Genomic DNA, 19856 nt, shown 5'->3' on the forward strand with positions numbered 1-19856 from the left:
TAAAAACGTTGTTAGGGGAGTGGGAGCGAGGCGGGGGAATCCGTTGATTGAAGACATGTATCCGTTGGCGCCTGTGCAGCAGGGCATGCTTTTCCACGTCCTGGAGGCGCAATCGGACAAAGGTGTCTACTGGGCGCAGGGGCTCTACGAATTCGACGGAGCGCTCGACCTCGGCGCCATGAGGCGCGCCTGGGAGCTGGTGGTCGCCCGCCACGCCGTGCTGCGCACCGGCTTCGTGTGGGAGGGCGTGCCCGAACCGCTCCAGGTCGTCATGGCCGACGTCCAGGTGCCCTTCGAGGTGCACGACTGGTCCGCCGTCACCGACCGGAAGGGCGCACTCGACGAGCTGCTCGCCCGCGACCGCGCCCAGGGCTTCGACCTCACCCGGCCGCCGCTCATGCGCGTGCACGTCATCGACGACGGGACCGATCACCACCGGATGGTGTGGTCCCTCTACTCCGGGCTGTGCGACGGCTGGAGCGTGCCCGTCGTCCTGGAGGAGGTCGGCGCCACCTACGACGCCCTGTGCCGCGGCACGACGCCCGACCTCGAACCCGTGCGGCCGTACCGGGACTTCATCGCCTGGCTGGGCAAGCGCGACCGGGCGGAGGCCGAGTCGTTCTGGCGCAACTACCTCGCCGGGTTCGACGCACCGACGGCGTTGCCCGTCGACCGCTCTGTGCGCGACCACTGGGCTCAAGGGCGCCGCCGCGTGGAGCTGCCCCAGGACCTGACCACCGGGATCATGAACCTCGCGCGGCGCAGGCGCGTCACGCCGTCGACCGTGATCCAGGCCGCGTGGGCGCTGCTGCTGGCCGCCTACTCTGGTGACGACGAGGTCGTCTACGGCCTCACCGTGTCCGGCCGTCCCGCAGACCTGCCCGGCGTCGAGTCGATGGTGGGCGTGTTCATCAACACGCTGCCGGTGCGCGTGCGGGTGGCGTGGGAGCGCAGTTTCGCCGACTGGCTGGGGGAGCTGCAGGAGAACCAGGTCGCGGTGCAGCGCTACGAGTTCACCGCGCTGTCGGACATCAAGCGGTGGTCGGACCTGCCGCGGGGCAGCGGTGTCTTCGACAGCATCGTGGTGTTCGGCAACTACCCGCAGGCGCTTCTGTCCGAAGAGGACGAGGACAACGACGACGAGGACCGCTTCGGCGCCCTCGACTCCGTCGAACAGGTCAACTACCCGATCGCGTTCGCGATCGACCTGGAGGACACGCTCAAGATCGAGGCCGAGTTCTCCACCGGCGCGTTCGACGAAACCACCGTCGACCGGCTGCTCGACCAGCTGCAGGCCGTGCTGGCCAGTGCGGTGGCCAGGCCAGAGCAGCTCGTGCGCGAGGTGACGCCGGCGCCTGTGACCGGCTGGGGCGCGGGCGCCGCGTTCGACGAGCCCTTCGTCGGCCTGGCCGAGCGGTTCCGGTTGGCGGTCGACGACTTCGCCGACCAGGTGGCTGTCCGCGGTGGTGGTCAGGAGCTGACCTACGCCGAGCTGGGTGAGCGGGTGGCGCGGGTGGCGTCCGGCCTGCGTGCCGCCGGTGTCGGCGTGGAGACGCGGGTCGGGTTGTGGTTCGAACGGTCGGTGGATCTGGTCGTCGCGCTCCTGGGTGTGGTGCAGGCGGGCGGAACCTATGTGCCGCTCGACCCTGCGTTGCCGCACGGCCGGCTGCGTGATGTGCAGGCGGCTGCCGGCGTTGAGCTGGTGGTGTCGCGTGGTGACTACGCGCTGGAAGGTCCGCGCGTGGTCGGCTTGACGGATCTTGTTGCCGCGCCGCTGGATCTGGCCGGGGTCGGTGCCGCGCCTGGTGATGTGGCTGCCGCGCCCGCAGCGTGGCCGGAATCGGTTGTTACGCCCGAACGTCTGGTCTACACGATGTTCACCTCGGGCTCGACCGGCGTGCCGAAGGGTGTGGAGGTCACTGAAGAAGGCGTCGTGCGCGTCGCGCTCGACCCGGCGGTGGCCGCCCGGCCCGGCGATGTCGTGGCGCACATGGCGGCGGTGTCGTTCGACGCCTCCACCTGGGAGATCTGGACGGCCCTGCTCACCGGCGCCACCCTCGCCGTGGCACCCGCGAACCTGGCCGAGCGGCTGGACGTCGCCAAGCTCTACCGCGAGCACGGCGTCACGTTGTCGTTCATGACCACCGGTCTGTTCCACCAGCTGGCGGACACCGATCCCGCCGTGTTCGCCGGGCACCGCCTGGTGCTGGCCGGTGGCGAGGCGATGTCCCCCGTCCAGGCCAGGAAAGTGCTCGACGCCAACCCTTCCGTGGCGATCCACAACATGTACGGCCCGACTGAGACCACGGTGTACGCGTCGTCCCACGACATGCACACCGGCCGGCTCGGTCCGTCGTCGGTGCCGATCGGCACCGCGTTGCGGGGCTTGCGTTTCCACGTGCTGGACCGCTGGCTGCAGCCGACGCCGGTCGGTGTGCCGGGTGAGCTGTACATCGGCGGTACCGGCCTGGCGCGCGGTTACGCCCGCCGTCCGGATCTTGCCGCGGAACGGTTCGTGCCCGACCCGTCCGTGCCCGGTGCCCGGATGTACCGCACCGGCGACCTGGTGCGGTGGGGTGCGGACGGCACGGTCGACTTCGTCGGCCGGACCGACGACCAGGTCAAGATCCGCGGGTTCAGGGTCGAGCCCGGCGAGGTCGAGCACGTGCTCGTCGACCATCCGGAGGTCGCCAACGCCGCCGTGATCGTGCAGGACAAGCGCCTGATCGCCTACGTGGTGAGCACCGCTGAGCCGGCCGGCCTGCGCCGCTTCCTCGCCGAGCGACTGCCCGAGTTCCTGGTGCCGTCGGCGATCGTGCCGCTGCCCGAGTTGCCGTTGAACGCCAACGGAAAGCTCGACAAGCGCGCGCTGCCCGACCCCGGCGCCCCCGAGACCACGACCGCGTACGAGGCGCCGAGCACGGACACCGAGCGCACGCTCGCCGCGGTGTGGTCGGAGGTGCTCGGCGTCGAACGGGTCGGCGTCCACGACAACTTCTTCGAGCTGGGCGGCGATTCGATCGTCAGTCTCCAGATCGTCGCGCGGGCCCGTGCCGCCGGACTGCAGCTGGGGATTCCGGAACTCTTCACGCACCAGACCGTCCGCGAGCTCGCCGCCCGCGTCACCACGGCCGCACCCGGCGAGATCGACCAGGGCACCGTCAGCGGCCCCGTGGCGTTCACGCCCATCCAGCGCTGGTTCCTCCGGGAGAACCTGCCGGAACGCGACCACTTCAACTGGTCCGGCATGTTCGAGCTGGCACCGGGAACCGACGCCGCCACCATGCGGGCCGCGCTCGGCACCGTCGTCGCCCACCACGACGCCCTGCGGCTGCGCCTGCACGGCGACACCCAGGAGAACGCACCCGCGGAGAACGCCGAGCTGGTGACCGTGCTCGACGCGGCCACCCTCGACGGTCACGCCCTGGACGAGGCCGTCACCGCGGCCATGACCACCGCGCAGACGTCGTTGAGCCTCGCGGACGGGCCGCTGCTGCGCGCCGTGTACGTCGACCGCGGTGATCGGCCCGCGTGGTTCGGCCTCACCGTGCACCACTACGTCGTGGACGCGGTCTCCTGGAACGTCCTGCTGGAGGACCTCGACACCGCGTACACCGCCGGTGCCCTCGGTCAGAAGACCACCTCGTACCAGGAGTGGGCCGCCGCGCTGGAGGCGTTCGACCCTCAGGACGAACTGCCGTGGTGGCAGGAGGTCGTGCGGACGACCACGGCCGTGCCCACCGACCTCGACGGCCCCAACACCGAGGACTCGACCGAGTCCGTTCGCGTCGCCCTCGACGCGGAGCGCACCTCGGCGCTGCTCACCGTGGCGCACCGCGCCTACCGCACCCAGGGCCACGAACTGCTCCTCGCCGCACTGCTGCAGGTCCTCGGGCGGTGGACCGGCACCAGCGCCGCCGCCATCGACCTGGAGAGCCACGGTCGCGAGCCGATCGCCGACGGCATCGACCTCAGCCGCACCGTCGGCTGGTTCACCGCCATCCACCCCGTCGGCCTCCACCACGCCGACCTCGGCGACATCGCCGGTGTCGTCAAGGCGGTCAAGGAACAGCTGCGGGCAGTGCCGCGCCGCGGTGTCGGCTACACGGTGCTGCGCGAGCGGGACGAGCAGCTCCGGTCCGCCCCGGCTCGCCCGGTCGTCTTCAACTACCTCGGTGGTGTCGACGCCGCCGAGGACGACGCCGTCGGCCTGTTCACCCGCGAGCTCTCCGAGGAACTGTGCGGCCCGGCCGAGGGCGACGGCGGGTTGCGCTCGCACGTGCTCGGCGTCGAGGTGGCCCAGGCCGCTGACGGGACCCTTTCCGTGGAGTGGCAGTACAGCACCAACCTCCACCGCCGGGAGACGATCTCACGGCTCGCCGAGGCTTACGTGCGGGCGTTGGCCGACCTGGTCGACCACTGCCGGTCGGGCGCGCACGGCCTCACGCCGTCCGACGTTCCGCTGGCGTCACTCGACCAGTCCTCTTTGGACGCTCTGGTCGCCCGCACGCCCGGACTGACCGACGTCTACCCGTTGTCACCACTGCAGCAAGGAATGCTCTTCCACGCCATCGAGTCACCGGACAGCGGCGTCTACTGGACGCAGGACGTGCGCGAGCTGACCGGTGAGCTCGACGTCGACGCCATGCGTGCGGCCTGGCAGCTCGTGGTCGACCGGCACCCCGCGTTGCGCACCGCGTTCGTGTGGGAGGGCGTGCGCGAGCCGTTCCAGGTCGTCGTGGCCGATGTTGAAGTGCCGTTCGAGGTGCACGACTGGTCTGCCGTCGCCGATCCCGATCCCGATGCCGCCGTCGAGGAACTGCTCGCCGAGGACCGCGCCCGCGGCTGCGATCTCGCCACCGCGCCGCTGCTGCGGGTCCACGTCGCTCGCGGACGCGACCGGCACTGGATCCTGCTGGCGTTCCACCACCTCTACGCCGACGGCTGGAGCATCCCGCTGCTGTGGGACGAGGTCACCGCCGCCTACCGGGGTGAGCCGCTGCCGCCGGTGCGGCCCTACCGGGACTTCATCGCGTGGCTCTGTCAGCGTGACCGCGCCGAGGCCGAGGCGTTCTGGCGGGAGTACCTCGCCGGCTTCGACTCGCCGACGCCGCTGCCGGTGGACCGCGTGGTGCGTGAGCACTGGGCGCAGGACCGGCGCGAGCTGGCGCTGCCCCGCGACGTGACGGCGGCACTCGTCTCACTGGCCCGCGACCAGCGGGTCACCCTGTCGACGGTCGTGCAGGCGGCGTGGGCGGTGCTGTTGTCGGCCTACTCGGGCGAGGACGACGTCGTGTTCGGCCTGACCGTGTCCGGGCGCCCGGCCGAGCTGCCCGGCGTGGAGTCGATCGTCGGCCTGTTCATCAACACGCTGCCGGTGCGGGTCCGGGTGGCGTGGGAGCGGCCGTTCGCCGACTGGCTGGGTGAGCTGCAGGAGAACCAGGTCGCGGTGCAGCGGCACGAGCACACGCCGCTCGCCGACATCCAGCGCGTCGCCACGGGTGGTCTGTTCGACAGCATGCTCGTGTTCGGCAACTACCCGCAGGGCGCGATGCCGGAGGAGGGCGAGGAGGACCCCGAGGAGCTGTTCGCCTCGATCGACTCGGTCGAGCAGATGCACTACCCGATGATCCTCGCCGTCGACCTCGAGGCGACGCTGAAGGTCGAGGCCAACTTCTCCACCGGGGCCTTCGATCCGGCGACCGTCGAGCGGCTTCTCGGCCAGCTCGCCGACGTGCTCACCGCCGCGGCGCGCCGGCCCTTGGCGGTCGTGCGCGAGGTGACGCCCGCGCCGGTGACCGGGCGGGGCGTGGGTCCCGCGTTCGACGAGCCGTTCGTCGGCTTGGCGGAGCGGTTCCGCTCGGCTGTCGCCGAGTTCGCCGATGACGTGGCCGTTCGCGGCGGCGAGGTCGAGCTGACCTATGCCGAGCTGGGTGAGCGGGTGGCGCGCGTGGCGTCGGGTCTGCGTGCCGCTGGTGTGCGGGATGAGACGCGGGTCGGGCTGTGGTTCGAGCGGTCGGTCGACCTGGTGGTCGCGATCTTGGGTGTGGTGCAGGCGGGTGGCACGTATGTGCCGCTGGATCCCGCGTTGCCGCACGGCCGGTTGCGTGATGTGCAGGCGGCTGCCGGGGTTGAGCTGGTGGTCTCGCGCGGCGACTACGCGTTGGAGGGTCCGCGGGTCGTTGATCTCGGGGAGCTGTTGACCGCGTCCGCCGAATGGCCGGAACTCGTTGCTGTGCCTGAACGTCTGGTCTACACGATGTTCACGTCGGGCTCGACGGGTGTGCCGAAGGGTGTGGAGGTCACCGAGGAAGGTGTCCTGCGGGTCGTGCTCGACCCGGCGGTGACCGCCCGGCCCGGCGATGTCGTGGCACACATGGCCGCGGTGTCGTTCGACGCCTCAACCTGGGAGATCTGGACGGCGTTGCTGAGCGGGGCGACCCTCGCCGTGGCGTCCGCGAACCTGGCCGAGCGGCTGGACGTCGCCACGTTCTACGCGTCGCACGGCGTCACGTTGTCGTTCATGACCACCGGTCTGTTCCACCAGCTGGCGGACACCGATCCGGAGGTCCTTTCGGGACACCGCAAGGTGCTCGCCGGCGGCGAGGGCATGTCACCCGTCCAGGCGCGCAAGGTGCTCGACGCCAACCCGGCCGTGGCCATCTACAACATGTACGGCCCGACCGAGTCCACTGTGTACGTCTCGTTCCACGACATGCACACGGGGCGGCTCGGCCCGGCCACCGTGCCGATCGGTGGTGCACTGCGCGGTCTGCGGTTCTCCGTGCTGGACCGGTGGTTGCGACCCACTCCTGTCGGCGTGCCGGGTGAGCTGTACATCGGTGGCGTCGGCTTGGCGCGTGGCTATGCGGGTCGTGCGGACCTGGCCGCTGAGCGGTTTGTTCCTGACCCGTCCGTGCCTGGTGCCCGGATGTACCGCACTGGCGACCTGGTGCGGTGGGGTGCGGATGGCGCGGTGGATTTCGTAGGCCGGACCGATGACCAGGTGAAGATCCGCGGGTTCCGGGTGGAGCCCGGCGAGGTCGAGCACGTGCTCGTCGGTCACCCCGATGTCGCCAACGCTGCCGTGGTCGTTCGTGAGCTGCAGCAAGGAAAGCGGCTCGTCGCCTATGTCGTGGGCACCGCTGAGCCCGCCGATCTCCGCGGCTTCCTCGCCGAGCGGCTGCCCGAGTTCCTGGTGCCGTCGGCGATCGTGCCGCTCGACGAGTTGCCGTTGAACTCCAACGGAAAACTCGACAAGCGCGCGCTGCCGCTGCCCGACGCGCCGGACTCCACGAGCCACGAGCCACCGTCCACCGACGTCGAACGCACCCTCGCCGCGGTGTGGTCGGAGGTGCTGGGCGTCGAACGCGTCGGCGTGCACGACAACTACTTCGAGCTGGGCGGCGATTCGATCGTGAGCCTCCAGATCGTCGCCAGGGCACGGGAAGCGGGCCTGGAGCTGAAGATCGCCGACCTCTTCACGCACCAGACGATCCAGCAGCTCGCCGTCCACACGGGCGTCGCTTCCGGTTCGGTGGTCAGCGCGGAACCGTTGGCCGACCTGGAACCTCTCCGTGCACGCGTGCCGGGCCTGATCGACGCGTACCCGTTGTCGCCCATGCAGCAGGGCATGCTGTTCCACGTCCTGGAGGCGCCCGCCGACACCGCGGTGTACTGGGCGCAGGACGTGCGCGAGCTGCGCGGCCCGCTGGACGTGGCCGCCCTGCGGGAAGCCTGGCGCGTCGTCGTGAGCCGCCATCCCGCGTTGCGCAGCGCCTTCGTGTGGGAGGGCGTCGACTCGCCCGTGCAGGTCGTCCTCGGCGAGGTCGACGTGCCGTTCGAGGTGCTCGACTGGACTTCCGCCGCGGACCCCGACGCCGCGCTGGACGAGCTGCTCGACGCCGACCAGCGACGTGGTTTCGACGTCACCACCGCGCCGTTGCTGCGGGTGTACGTGGCCGACCGGGGCGACCGTCAGTGGGTCGTGTTCACGTTCCACCACCTCTACCTCGACGGCTGGAGCATCCCGCTCGTCTGGGACGAGGTGATCGCGGCCTACCGGGGTCAGTCCCTGCCGGTGGTGCGCCCCTACCGCGACTACATCGCCTGGCTCCAGCAACAGCCCGCCGCCGACGACTTCTGGCGCGAGTACCTCGACGGCTTCACCTCGCCGACGGCACTGCCCGTCGACCGCACCACCCGGCTGCACTGGGAACAGGGCAGGCGGCACCGCGAGCTGCCGGAGAACGTCGCCCTCGCCCTGGAAGACCTGGCCCGGCGTGAACGCGTCACGATCAGCGCCGTCGTGCAGGCCGCGTGGGCGCTGCTGCTGGCGTCGCACAGCGGTGAGGACGACGTCGTCTTCGGCCTCACCGTGTCGGGACGTCCCGCTTCGCTCGCCGGCGTGGAGTCCATCGTCGGCCTGTTCATCAACACGCTGCCGGTGCGGATCAGGGTGCCCGGCGACCTCACCCCGTTCGACCGGTGGCTGCGGACCGTCCAGGACGGCCAGGTGGCCGTGCAGCGGTTCGAGCACTCGCCGCTCGTCGACATCCAGCGGGTGGCCGGCGTGCCTCGGCTGTTCGAGAGCATCGTCGCGGTCCAGAACCTGCCCGGCGGCTTCGACGACGGAGACGACGCCGACGAGTTCGACTCGCCCGCGTTGCTGGAACAGGGCCGCTACCCGCTGAAGCTCGTCGTGGACGTCGACGGCCAGCTGGCCCTGCTGTGCGAGTACTCGACCGGCGCGTTCGACGACGCCACCGTCGAGGCGCTGCTGGACCAGCTCGAGCGCATCCTCACCACGGTCGCCGGCACACCCGGCACACCCGTCCGGGAGATCGCCCTGCTCGACGCCGGCCGACGCGCCGAGGTGCTCGGATGGGGCTCGTCCACGCCTCGGTCGCTGCCGGCGGCGCACCTGGCCGCGTTGTTCGGACGTCAGGTTGTGGCGCATCCGGACCGCGTCGCGCTGCGTGGCGGTGTTGAGCTCACCTATGCGCAGCTCGACCGCCGGGCATCAGGGGTGGCGCGGTGGCTGCGTGCTGAGGGTGTCGGTGAGGGCACGCGGGTCGGGCTCTACCTGGACCGCGGCGCCGAGCTGATCATCGCGATGCTCGGAGTGATCGGGGCGGGCGGCTCGTACGTCCCGCTGGACCCGGCCCAGGGCACCGCGCGGATCACCCAGATGATCGAGACGGCGGGTGTCGGGCTCGTGGTCACCGCGGGCGAGCGGACCCTCGACGGCCTCGGCGCGCGCGTCCTCGAACTGCCCAGCATCGCGGCAGAAGGTCCCCTCCCGGTGACCGGCGAGCCGGGCAGCGAGCTGTACGTGCTCTTCACGTCAGGCTCGACCGGCGAGCCCAAGGGCGTGTCGCTCACCCACGAAGGCGTCGCCAGGGTGTGCACCGACCCCGCCTTCAGCGTCGAACCGGGCGACGTCGTGTCGCACCTCGCCGGCATCGGCTTCGACACCGGCGCCTTCGAGATCTGGCTGGCGCTGCTCAACGGCGCCACCCTCGTGGTCGGCCCCGCGGACGTGGCCGAGCGGATGGACGTCGGCAAGTTCCTGCGCCAGAACGACATCACCGCCTCGCTGCTCACCACCGGCCTGTTCCACCAGCTGGTCGAGACCTCGCCCGACGTGCTCGACGGCCTGCGCCTGCTCGTCGTGGGCGGTGACGCGCTGCAGGCCCAGCACGCCCGCACCGCCCGCGAGCGCCGGCCGGACCTGCGCATCGTGAACGCCTACGGGCCCACCGAAACCACGATGACGTGCACCATCCACACCCTCGAAGGAACCGTCGACGCGCAGGTGCCCATCGGCAGGCCGTTCGCGGGCATGAGGGCCTACGTGCTCGACACGTGGCTGCAGGTGCTGCCTCCTGGTGTGGCGGGCGAGCTGTTCGTCGGTGGACCCGGGGTGGCTCGCGGCTACGTCGGCCGTGCGGACCTCACCGCGGAACGATTCGTCCCCGACCCGACCAGGTCCGGCGAACGCCTGTACCGCACCGGCGACCGTGCCCGCTGGCGCGCGGACGGCACGCTGGAGTTCCTCGGCAGGGCCGACGACCAGGTCAAGATCCGGGGCTTCCGGGTCGAACCCGGCGAGGTCGAGGCACTGCTGACCGCTCACGAGGACGTGCGAGCAGCGGCGGTCGTGGCCACGACCGCGGTGACCGGAAAGCGCCTCGTGGCGTACGTGGTCACCGACAGGGACACCGGCGAGCTGCGTGCGTTCCTGCGGGAGCGGTTGCCCGACTACCTGGTGCCCTCGGCGTTCGTGGTCCTCGACGCCCTGCCCCTGACGGCCAACGGCAAACTCGACCGCCGCGCCCTGCCCGAACCAGCCGCACCGGCGACGGACGCGTACGTCGCTCCGCGCACCGACGCGGAACGGGCACTGGCCGCGATCTGGGCGACGTTGCTGGGCGCCGAACGCGTTGGCGTGCACGACAACTTCTTCGGCCTCGGCGGCGACTCCATCGCGAGCCTGCAGGTCGTGGCCCGTGCCCGTGCCGCGGGTCTCGGCCTCGCGGTGGCAGACCTGTTCACCCACCAGACGGTCGCGGAGCTGGCCGCCGTGACCACCACGCCGATGCTGCTGGAAGAGGGACCGGTCACCGGACCGGTGCCGCTGACACCCATCCAGCGGTGGTTCACCAAAGCCTCCATCGACGACCGGAACCACTGGAACTGGTCGGGACTCTTCGAACTGGCACCGGACGTCGACGCCGGAAAGCTCGCCGCCGCGCTCAACACCCTGGTGACCCACCACGACGCGCTGCGCACCCGCCTGCACCACGGTCCAGACGGCTGGCACCAGCACGTCGTCGACCCTGGCGAGGCGGTCGCGTTCACGGTCGTCCAGGGCGACGTCCAGCAGCACATGTCCGCGCTGCAACGCTCGCTGGACCTCGTCGGCGGTCCGCTCGTGGCGGCCGTCCTGTTCGACCGCGGCGAAGAACCAGCGTGGCTCGGCCTGGTCGTGCACCACCTGGTCGTCGACGGCGTGTCGTGGAACATCCTGCTGGAGGACCTCGACGCGGCGTACCACGGCGAACCCCTCCCGCCGAAGACGACGTCGTTCCGGCAGTGGGCCGAGTCCGTCGTGGCCTTCGCCGGCAGCGACGAGGTCCGCGCCGAGCTGCCGTACTGGACAACGCGTGCGGAGACCGCCTTCACGCTCCCGGTCGACGCCACCGGCGCCAACACCGAGGACTCCGCCGCCGTCGTCGAGGTCGCCGTCGACACCGCAGGGCTGCCGAACACCCGGGTTCTCGACGTGATCCTGGCCGCGCTGCTGCAGACGCTGGGGGAGTGGGCGGGCACCGACACGGTCGTCGTCGACCTCGAACACCACGGCCGGGAAAGCCTGGCGCCCGGCACCGACCTGTCCCGCACGGTCGGCTGGTTCACCTCGGTCTACCCCGTGGTCCTCCAGCACGACGACTTGGCAGACCACGCCGGAGTCGTCGAGGCCGTCGGGGAAAGCAGGCAATCCGTGCCACGCCACGGAGTCGGCTACGGCGCACTGCGTCACCTGACCGCCGACGACCCGGACGTGCGCCGCCTGCGCGCCGCACCCGATCGCCAGATCAACGTCAACTTCACGGGCGGGCTCGACTCCGCGAACGACGACGAGCCAGGCCTCATCGTCGACGAGCTACCAGGTGACCTGTGCGGTGCGAGCACCAGCGGGGGACTACGGCCGTACGCGCTGCACCTGGAGATCGAACGCACCGGCGAGGGCGAGCTCCTCGTCGAGTGGCACCACAGCACCAACCTCCACCGGACCGAGACCGTGCGGCGGATCGCCACCCGCTTCCGGCAGGCCGCGGAGGGCTTGATCGAACACCTGAACAGGAATTGAGGGAGGCATTCTTGTCCACGCACAAGCGCATCTACGACCTGTCGCCTGCAGAGGCGGCCGAGGTCGAGAACCTGACACTGCGCATCGCCAAGGAGTACTCGAGCCCGGAGGACGAGCAGCTGCTGCGCGACCTGCCGCTGCTCGCCACCGAGTTGCCCCTGGGCCAGCGTCGTTTCCTGCGCGACTTCGCGCTGGAGGACGAGCTCGGCTACTGCGTGGTCCGCGGTCACACCATCGACCACGAGCGCATCGGCCCCACGCCGCAGCACTGGCGTGGCCGGCCGATACCGACCCCGGAGTTCCCCGAGGAGATCCTCCTGCTGCTGCACGGATCTCTGCTCGGCGAGCCGTTCGGCTGGAAGACCCAGCAGGACGCCCGGCTCGTGCACGACATCTTCCCCATCAAGGGTTTCGAGACCGAGCAGATGGGGATCGGCAGCACCGACACGCTCACGCTGCACACCGAGGACGCGTTCCACCCGTGGCGTGCCGACTACCTGCTGCTGGAGTGCCTGCGCAACCCCGACGAGGTCGCGACGATCGTCTCCGAACCCGATCTGCGGTCGCTCGACCCCGAGCACCTCGAGATCCTGCACGAGGCGAACTTCCTGATCCGGCCGGACGACTCGCACCTGGCGAAGCACAACGTCACCAAGGGCGTCGACGCCGAGTTCTCCGAGATCGCCGAGATGAAGGCGGACGACAACCGCGTGGCCGTGCTCTACGGGTCACGCGAGCACCCGTACATCCGGATCGACCCGTACTTCATGGAGACGCCCAAGGACCCGGCCGCGCGCAGGGCCCTGGAGGCGGTCAGCGACCTCCTCGAATCGTCCTGTTTGGACGTCGCCCTGGAACCGGGCGACATCCTCGTCATCAACAACCACCGCCTCGCGCACGGCCGGCAGGCGTTCCAGGCGCGCTACGACGGCACCGACCGCTGGCTCAAGCGCGTCAGCATCACGACCGACCTGCGCAAGTCCCACGAGCGGCGCGCCTCGGCGACCGCACGCCTCATCTGACGGATACGGAACCCATGCCGAACCCGCTCCACAGCCTCCCGCCCACCGCCAAGGGCATCCTCGCCGTCCTCCGAGTCCTGCCACGGGTCAGCCGGCCGCGCACGGCGCTCCTGGCGGGCGGGGTGGTGGTGGGCGCTGTTCTGCCCATCGGGATCGCGGTCCTCACCGGCCTGCTCATCGGTGCCATTCCCGGCGCGGCGCGCGACGGTGCGGACTCGCCCGCCGCCGACCGGGTGGGCACCCTGCTGGTCGCCGTCGCGATCGCGATCTTCGTCGAGCGCCTGACGTCCCCGCTGCTGCGGGCGGCGGTGTCCACGCTCGGCCGCGACGTCGACCGGTACCTGCAGGAGGTCGTGCTGGGCGCGCTGGCCCGGCCGAGGGGCATCGCCCATCTCGAAGACCCGGACGTGATCGACGAGGTCCGCATCGTGCGCGGCCTCGGTATGAGCGCCTACCGGCCCGGCCAGACCGTGGAGGCCCTGCCAGAGGTGCTCACGTCGTGGCTGCGGGCCGTCGGCTCAGCGGCCGTGCTCACCTGGTTCCACTGGTGGCTCGGCCTGCTGTGGCTGGTGGTCTGGCCGATCATCGTCTACCGGATGCAGCGCGACTACCTGCGGGTCGGCGAGGAGGGCTACGGGCAGAGCGCCCAGCTCCGCCAGGCCGAGTACGTCCGGGACCTGGCGCTGGATCCACCGCCGGCCAAGGAGATACGGCTCTGGGGCGTCCTCGACTGGCTCATCACCCGCTTCGACACGTTGTGGCAGGCCGGAATCGGACCGATCCGCCGGGCCCGCCGCCCGCGGCCCGGCATGGTGCTCGGCTCGGCGTCCGCGATCCTGGCCATCAACGTCCTGTCGTACGCACTGCTGGCTTATGCCGCGGTGCAGGGCGACCTGACGCTCGCCGCTCTCGCCGTGTTCGTCGAGGCACTGGCCAACGCCAACGACTACGCCGTCGGCGACGAGCACCTGTACCTGTCGCACGCCGCAGTCACCGTGCCGAAGGTGCTGTCCCTGGAGAAGCGCCTGGCCGACAGCTCGCCGCCGGAGTCCGGCCTCCCGGTCGACGAGGGTGTTCCCGCGCAGGAGATCCGCTACGAAGGTGTGTCGTTCCGCTATCCCGGTACCGAGCGGGACGTCCTCACGGGCCTGGATCTCGTCATCCCCGCCGGGCAGTCGCTGGCGATCGTCGGTGACAACGGCGCGGGAAAGACCTCGCTGGTGAAGCTGCTCGCCGGTTTCTACGAACCCACCGGGGGCAAGATCACCGTCGACGGCGCCGACCTCGCCGCGCTCGATCCCGAGGCGTGGCGAACGCGGGTGGCGGTGCTGTTCCAGGACTTCACCCGCTACCACCTGCCGGTGCGCGACAACATCGGCCTCGGCGCGCCCGAGCACGCCGGCGACGAGGACATGCTGCGCCGCGCAGCCGAACGGGCCGGGATCGGTGACCTGATCGAGTCGCTGCCGAACGGCTGGGACACCGTGCTGTCGCAGGCCTACACCGATGGCGTCGACCTCTCCGGCGGGCAGTGGCAGCGGGTCGCACTGGCCCGCGCGATGTTCGCCGTCGAGGCGGGAGCCAAGGTCCTCGTGCTCGACGAGCCCGCGGCGGCACTCGACGTGCGGGCGGAAGCCGAGTTGTACGAACGGTTCCTGGAGCTCACCGAAGGGCTCACCACGATCCTCATCTCGCACCGCTTCTCCACCGTGCGGCGCGCCGACCGGATCGTGGTCGTGTCGGACGGCCGCGTGATCGAGGCCGGTGACCACGACGAGCTGATCGCCCGCGACGGCCGCTACGCCCACCTGTTCCGTCTGCAGGCGGAACGCTTCCAGCCCGCGGGGGGACTCGATGCGTGACACCTGGCGGGCCTTCGTCACCACCATCAGCTTCGGGTTCCGCGCGGCGCGCTGGTACGCGGTCTTCCAGATCGCCACCGAGATCGCGCTCGCGCTCACCGGACCCCTGATCGCCTACGGCGCCGGCGTTCTCGTCGACGCCGCCGGTGCGGGCGACCTGCGCACGGCGCTCACGGCCGGGCTCGGCATCGCCGCCGCCACCGGGCTGCTCATCGTCGCCCTGTACTACAACGCCCACTGCGTGTTCGCGGTGCTCGAACGCACCCAGGCGTTGTCGGACCGGACGCTGATGAAACTGCTCGGCGGGATCGACAGCCTCGCCCCGCACGAGAACCCCGAGTACCTCGACCAGATCCAGCTGTTGCGCGAGGAACGCGAGAGCCTCGCCGAGATGACCAACGCCACGGCCGGTCTGGTCAGCGCGCTCGTCGGCTTCGGCACCACCGCGGTGCTGCTCGCCGGTGTCCATCCCGCGCTGATCTCGCTGGCACTGCTGGCGTTCGTCTCGCTGTGGATCACCAGCAGGGCCAACGACCTCGCCGTCGACGCCCAGGAGGACACGGGCGAGACCGAACGGCTGCGCCGCCACCTGTTCGACATCGGCACGACCGCCGGTGCGGGCAAGGAGCTGCGCGTCTTCGGGCTCACCCGCGAGCTGGTCCGCCGTCACCACAAGGTTTCCGACGAGGTGCTGGACACCCGCAACCGCGCGGCGTGGCGCGGCGCCGGGCTCAAGGGCATCGACGGGGCGATCAACGCGGCCGGGTTCTTCGGCGCCATCGCACTGGTCGTGTGGCTCGCCGTCCAGGGCAGGGCCACGCCCGGCGACGTCGTCATGGTCGTCGGTCTGACCATCGAGATGGCCGCGGTCGTCGCCACGTCGGTCGGCTACAGCGGCGACTTCCTGTGGTGCCTCAAGCAAGCCCGCCGCTTCGTCTGGCTCGAGCGCTTCGCCGCCAGCGCCGGCAAGCGCCCGGACGAGCCTGCCACCCCGCCCGCGTCGCTGAGCCGCGGCATCGACCTCGTCGACGTCACCTACCGCTACCCGGGCAGTGAGCGCACCGTCCTCGACGGTGTCTCCATGCACCTGCCCGCCGGGTCCGTGGTGGCGCTGGTGGGCGAGAACGGCGCGGGCAAGTCCACCCTCGTGAAGCTGCTGTGCGACTTCTACGAGCCGGACGGCGGCGAGATCCTGGTCGACGGCGTGGACCTGCGCCGCATCCCGACCCGCGACTGGCGGACCCGGCTCACCGGTGCGTTCCAGGACTTCGTGGAGCTGCAGCTGGCGGCCCGCGAGGCCGTCGGCGTGGCCGACACCACCAAGATCGACGACGACGCCGCCCTGCACGGGGCGCTGGAGCGGGCCGGCGCCACCACCGTCGTCACCGGCCTGCCCCGCGGCCTCGACACCGGGCTGGGCCGCGCGTGGGACGGCGGCGTCGAGCTCTCCGGAGGCCAGTGGCAGAAGCTGGCACTCGCCCGCGGCCTGCTGCGCACCGACCCGCTGCTCGCGGTGTTCGACGAGCCCACGGCCGCGCTCGACCCGCAGACCGAGCACGCGTTGTTCGAGCGTTTCGCCAACGCCGCCAAGGCAGGGCGGTCGAGGGGAACGGTGACTCTTCTCGTGTCGCACCGGTTCTCCACCGTGCGCATGGCCGACCTGATCGTCGTTCTCGACGGCGGCCGCATCCGCGAGATGGGCAGCCACGAGCACCTCATGGCCCACCCCGACCTCTACGCCGAGCTGTACGAGCTGCAGTCCTCGTCCTACCGATGAAAGGTGCCTTCCCCATGAAGTTCGAACCAGCGCCCCTCGAGGACTGGATGCGTCTGTACTACTTCGCTGTCGACGACGACATAGGCAGCAGCGGCGTCGAGGACTACTCGCTCGCCGAACTGCGGGCCATGCTCGGCATCGGCACCGACGAGCTCGACGCCGTGGTGTTCCGCGACAGCACGTCGTTCGGCGGCGAGGAGGTGCGCACCGCCATCGCCGAACAGTGGGGGACCGGCGACCCGGACCGGGTCATGGTCACGCACGGCGGCAGCGAGGCGATCTACCTCGTGCTCAGCACGCTGCTCGACCCCGCCGACGCCGTCGTCGTCACCGAGCCGACCTACCACACGCACACGTCGATCGCCCGCACCATGGGCTGCGAGCTGCGCGTGTGGCCGTTGCGGCCGGAGAACGGCTTCCGTCCCGACCTCGCCGACCTGCGCGCCGTCATCGACGGCGTCAAGGCCGTCGTCGTGAACTTCCCGCACAACCCGACCGGCGCGTCGCTCACCCCGGCTCAGCGCGACGAACTGGTCGCGATGTGCGCGGAAGCCGGCGCGTATCTGGTGTGGGACCAGGCTTTCCGGGAGATGGTCGTCGAGGGCGAGCCGCTGGCCGATCCCGTGCACGACTACGAGAAGGCCATCTCCATCGGCACCCTGTCCAAGGGCTACGGCCTGCCGGGGCTGCGGGTCGGCTGGGCCATCGCGCCGCACGACGTCCTGCGCGGCACCCTCGACCTGCGCGACCGCATGACGCTGCACCTCTCGCCCCTGGTCGAGCTGCTCGCCACCCGCGTCGCCAGGCACGCCGGCCTCCTGGTCGGCCCGCGCATGGACCAGGCCCGCCGCAACCTTGGCCTGCTGCGCCAGTGGGCCGCCGACCACGCGGAGCTGGTGCACCTGCCGGAGCCGATGGGCGGCGTCACCACGTTCCCGCAACTGCTCGGCCACACCGACACCACCGGCTTCTGCCACGACCTGGCGCGCGAGCACCGCACGCTCCTCGTCCCGGGGTCGTGCTTCGGTGACCCGACGCGCGTCCGGCTGGGTTACGGCGGTCCCACCTCCTCGTTCACCCGAGGCCTCGAAACGCTCGCACTCATGGGGGAGAACGCCCATGTTCAGAATTGAACTGTCCACATCAGACATCGCAGAGGCAGGGGCACTGGTCGCCGCGCTGGCCGAGCGGTACCGCTCGGTCGAGGACCCGGCCTTCGTGCGCGAGGCCACCGTCATCGCCCACGAGCTGCCCCGCGCCCTGCGCACGGGTCTGACCGAGTTCCGCCTCACCGAGCCGCACCCGCTGTGCGTCGTCGGCGGCTACCCGATCGACGACGACCGCATCGGACCCACCCCGGCGCACTGGAAGGACTGCGGCGGCGAGGGCAGGCCCACGCTGCCGGAAGACCTGTTCTTCTACCTGTGCGCGTCGCTGCTGGGCGACCCCATCGCCTGGTCCACCCAGCAGGACGGCCGGCTGCTGCACGACGTGTTCCCCATCAAGGAACACCAGTACGAGCAGCTCGGCTCCGGCAGCGAGGAACTGCTCACCTGGCACATCGAGGACGCCTTCCACCCGATGCGCACCGACTACGTCGGCCTGATGTGCCTGCGCAACCCCGACGGCGTCAACACCACCTACGGCTCGCTCGAAGGCATCGACCTCCCGGCCGACACGGTCGAGGTGCTGCGCCAGGAGCGCTTCCCGATCAGGCCGGACCGCTCCCACCTCGCCGCCAACCGCCAGAACGACGACGGCGACGAGCAACTGCGCCGCCTGCGCGACCGCAGCTACGAGTGGATCTCCCGGCTGGACGCCGACCCCGATCCCATCGCCGTCCTCTTCGGCCCGCAGGAGGACCCGTACCTGCGCCTGGACCCGTACTTCATGGAGGTCCCCGCGTCGGACCCGGAAGCCGCCGCCGCGCTGGACACGATCGTCAAGGCGATCGACGCCAACATCGCGGGTTACGCCCTGAAGCCCGGCGAGGTCCTGTTCCTGGACAACTACCGCGGCACGCACGGCCGCGAGCCCTTCACCGCCCGCTTCGACGGCACCGACCGCTGGCTCACCCGCCTGAACATCGCCCGCGACCTCCGCAAGTCCCGCGCCCACCGCCGCAGTGCGGACGCCCGCACCATCTACTGACAGGAGTCTCCGATGCGCACCAGCCCGTTCGACGACGAGGACGGCCGCTTCTACGTGGTGGTCAACGACGAGGGCCAGCACGCCCTGTGGCCGGCGACGCTGGCCACCGTGCCCGACGGCTGGACCGTGGTCCACGGCGAGGACACCCGCCAGGCTTGCCTCGACTACGTGAACCAGCACTGGACCGACATGCGCCCGCGCAGCGTCCGCGAGCAGCTCGACCGCCAGGCGGCGGGGCGCTGACGACGCGGCATCCCGTGTTGTCCCGACGATCGCGAGGCCACTGTCATCCACAGTGGCTTCGTCCTCTGCCGGGCCAAGACCGGACACAAAGGACATGAATTCCGAAGAACCAAGGATGTCCCTGGTAAAGAACTCAAGCGCTTCTGACGCGCACCTGACTATCTAAATTGGACCGCACGTCCAACAAAGGACGAATTTTCCCGGCAGGGAGCGACATCCCGGCGCACCCTGCTGCAGGGACTTGCACCGAGTGGCCTGTCCGTGGCCGCCGTCTCCTGCGGCGTCGCCGCGGGTGGGCAGACGAGCGCGCCGGCCGTGCCCGTACCGGTGCCGGGGCCGTCGATTCGGACGGGGCGTTGCAGCGGCTTCTGGCGGGCAACGACAGGCTGCTCGCCAACAAGACGCTGCACGCCCAGAGCCTCGAGAGCATCCGTCAGCACGCGGAAAGCCAGGCGCCCTACGCCCAGGTGTTCGGGTGCGCGGACTCGCGGGTGCCGGTCGAGGCCATCTTCGACGAGGACTTCGGCGACGTCTTCGTCACGCGCACGGCCGGAAACGTCCTGTCGGAGCCCACGATCGGCACGATCGAATACGGGGTCGCGGCACTCAAGACGCCGCTGATCGTGGTGCTCGGCCACCAGAACTGCGGTGCGGTGAAAGCGGCCGTGGACGCCATGAAGGACCCGAGCAAGACCCCGGCGGGCGCACTCGGGGCCCTCGTGTCCGCACTCGTGCCGGCGGCGCGGGAGGTGGAGGACCGGGGTGCCGACATCTACTCGGCGGCCCTGGAAGCGCACATCCGCAAGACCGTCGAGACGTTGCAGACCAGCCCGGTCGTCAGTTCCGCCGTCGCCGCCGGCACCCTGCGCGTCGTCGGTGCCTCCTACGACCTGGCCACCGCCAAGGTCACGCTCTATCGGTGAGAA

Annotated in this window: 8 protein-coding genes; all 8 read left to right on the top strand. The window is 70.7% G+C overall.

Annotated elements, in window-relative coordinates:
* Positions 1-55: 55 nt before the first annotated feature.
* Entirely contained in the window at positions 56-11875 is an 11820-nt protein-coding gene (locus tag C8D87_RS17045; protein ID WP_112227395.1) for a non-ribosomal peptide synthetase, read from the top strand.
* A gap of 11 nt (positions 11876-11886) precedes the next feature.
* On the top strand, positions 11887-12897 hold the full coding sequence (gene gntD, locus C8D87_RS17050; protein ID WP_109641438.1) for a guanitoxin biosynthesis L-enduracididine beta-hydroxylase GntD: 1011 nt from the start codon (positions 11887-11889) through the stop codon (positions 12895-12897).
* 14 nt (positions 12898-12911) lie between these two features.
* Entirely contained in the window at positions 12912-14759 is a 1848-nt protein-coding gene (locus tag C8D87_RS17055; RefSeq protein WP_112227396.1) for an ABC transporter ATP-binding protein, read from the top strand.
* The gene (locus C8D87_RS17060; RefSeq protein WP_112227397.1) at positions 14752-16536 is read left to right on the top strand and encodes an ABC transporter ATP-binding protein; all 1785 of its coding nucleotides are present in this window, start codon (positions 14752-14754) and stop codon (positions 16534-16536) included. The genes C8D87_RS17055 and C8D87_RS17060 overlap by 8 nt, the downstream gene beginning before the upstream one ends.
* 14 nt (positions 16537-16550) lie before the next feature.
* The gene (gene vioD / locus C8D87_RS17065; protein ID WP_215732343.1) at positions 16551-17669 is read left to right on the top strand and encodes a capreomycidine synthase; all 1119 of its coding nucleotides are present in this window, start codon (positions 16551-16553) and stop codon (positions 17667-17669) included.
* Entirely contained in the window at positions 17656-18687 is a 1032-nt protein-coding gene (gene gntD, locus C8D87_RS17070) for a guanitoxin biosynthesis L-enduracididine beta-hydroxylase GntD (protein WP_112227398.1), read from the top strand. Before vioD ends, gntD (C8D87_RS17070) begins: the two co-directional genes overlap by 14 nt.
* Positions 18688-18699: 12 nt before the next feature.
* Positions 18700-18930, top strand: a complete 231-nt coding sequence (locus C8D87_RS17075; protein WP_109641442.1) for an MbtH family protein — start codon at positions 18700-18702, stop codon at positions 18928-18930.
* A gap of 356 nt (positions 18931-19286) precedes the next feature.
* Positions 19287-19853 (top strand): carbonic anhydrase, encoded by a 567-nt coding sequence (locus C8D87_RS17080; RefSeq protein WP_170166458.1) that lies wholly within the window; start codon positions 19287-19289, stop codon positions 19851-19853.
* Positions 19854-19856 lie beyond the last annotated feature (3 nt).

It is taken from the genome of Lentzea atacamensis, from assembly GCF_003269295.1.
GTDB lineage: Bacteria > Actinomycetota > Actinomycetes > Mycobacteriales > Pseudonocardiaceae > Lentzea > Lentzea atacamensis.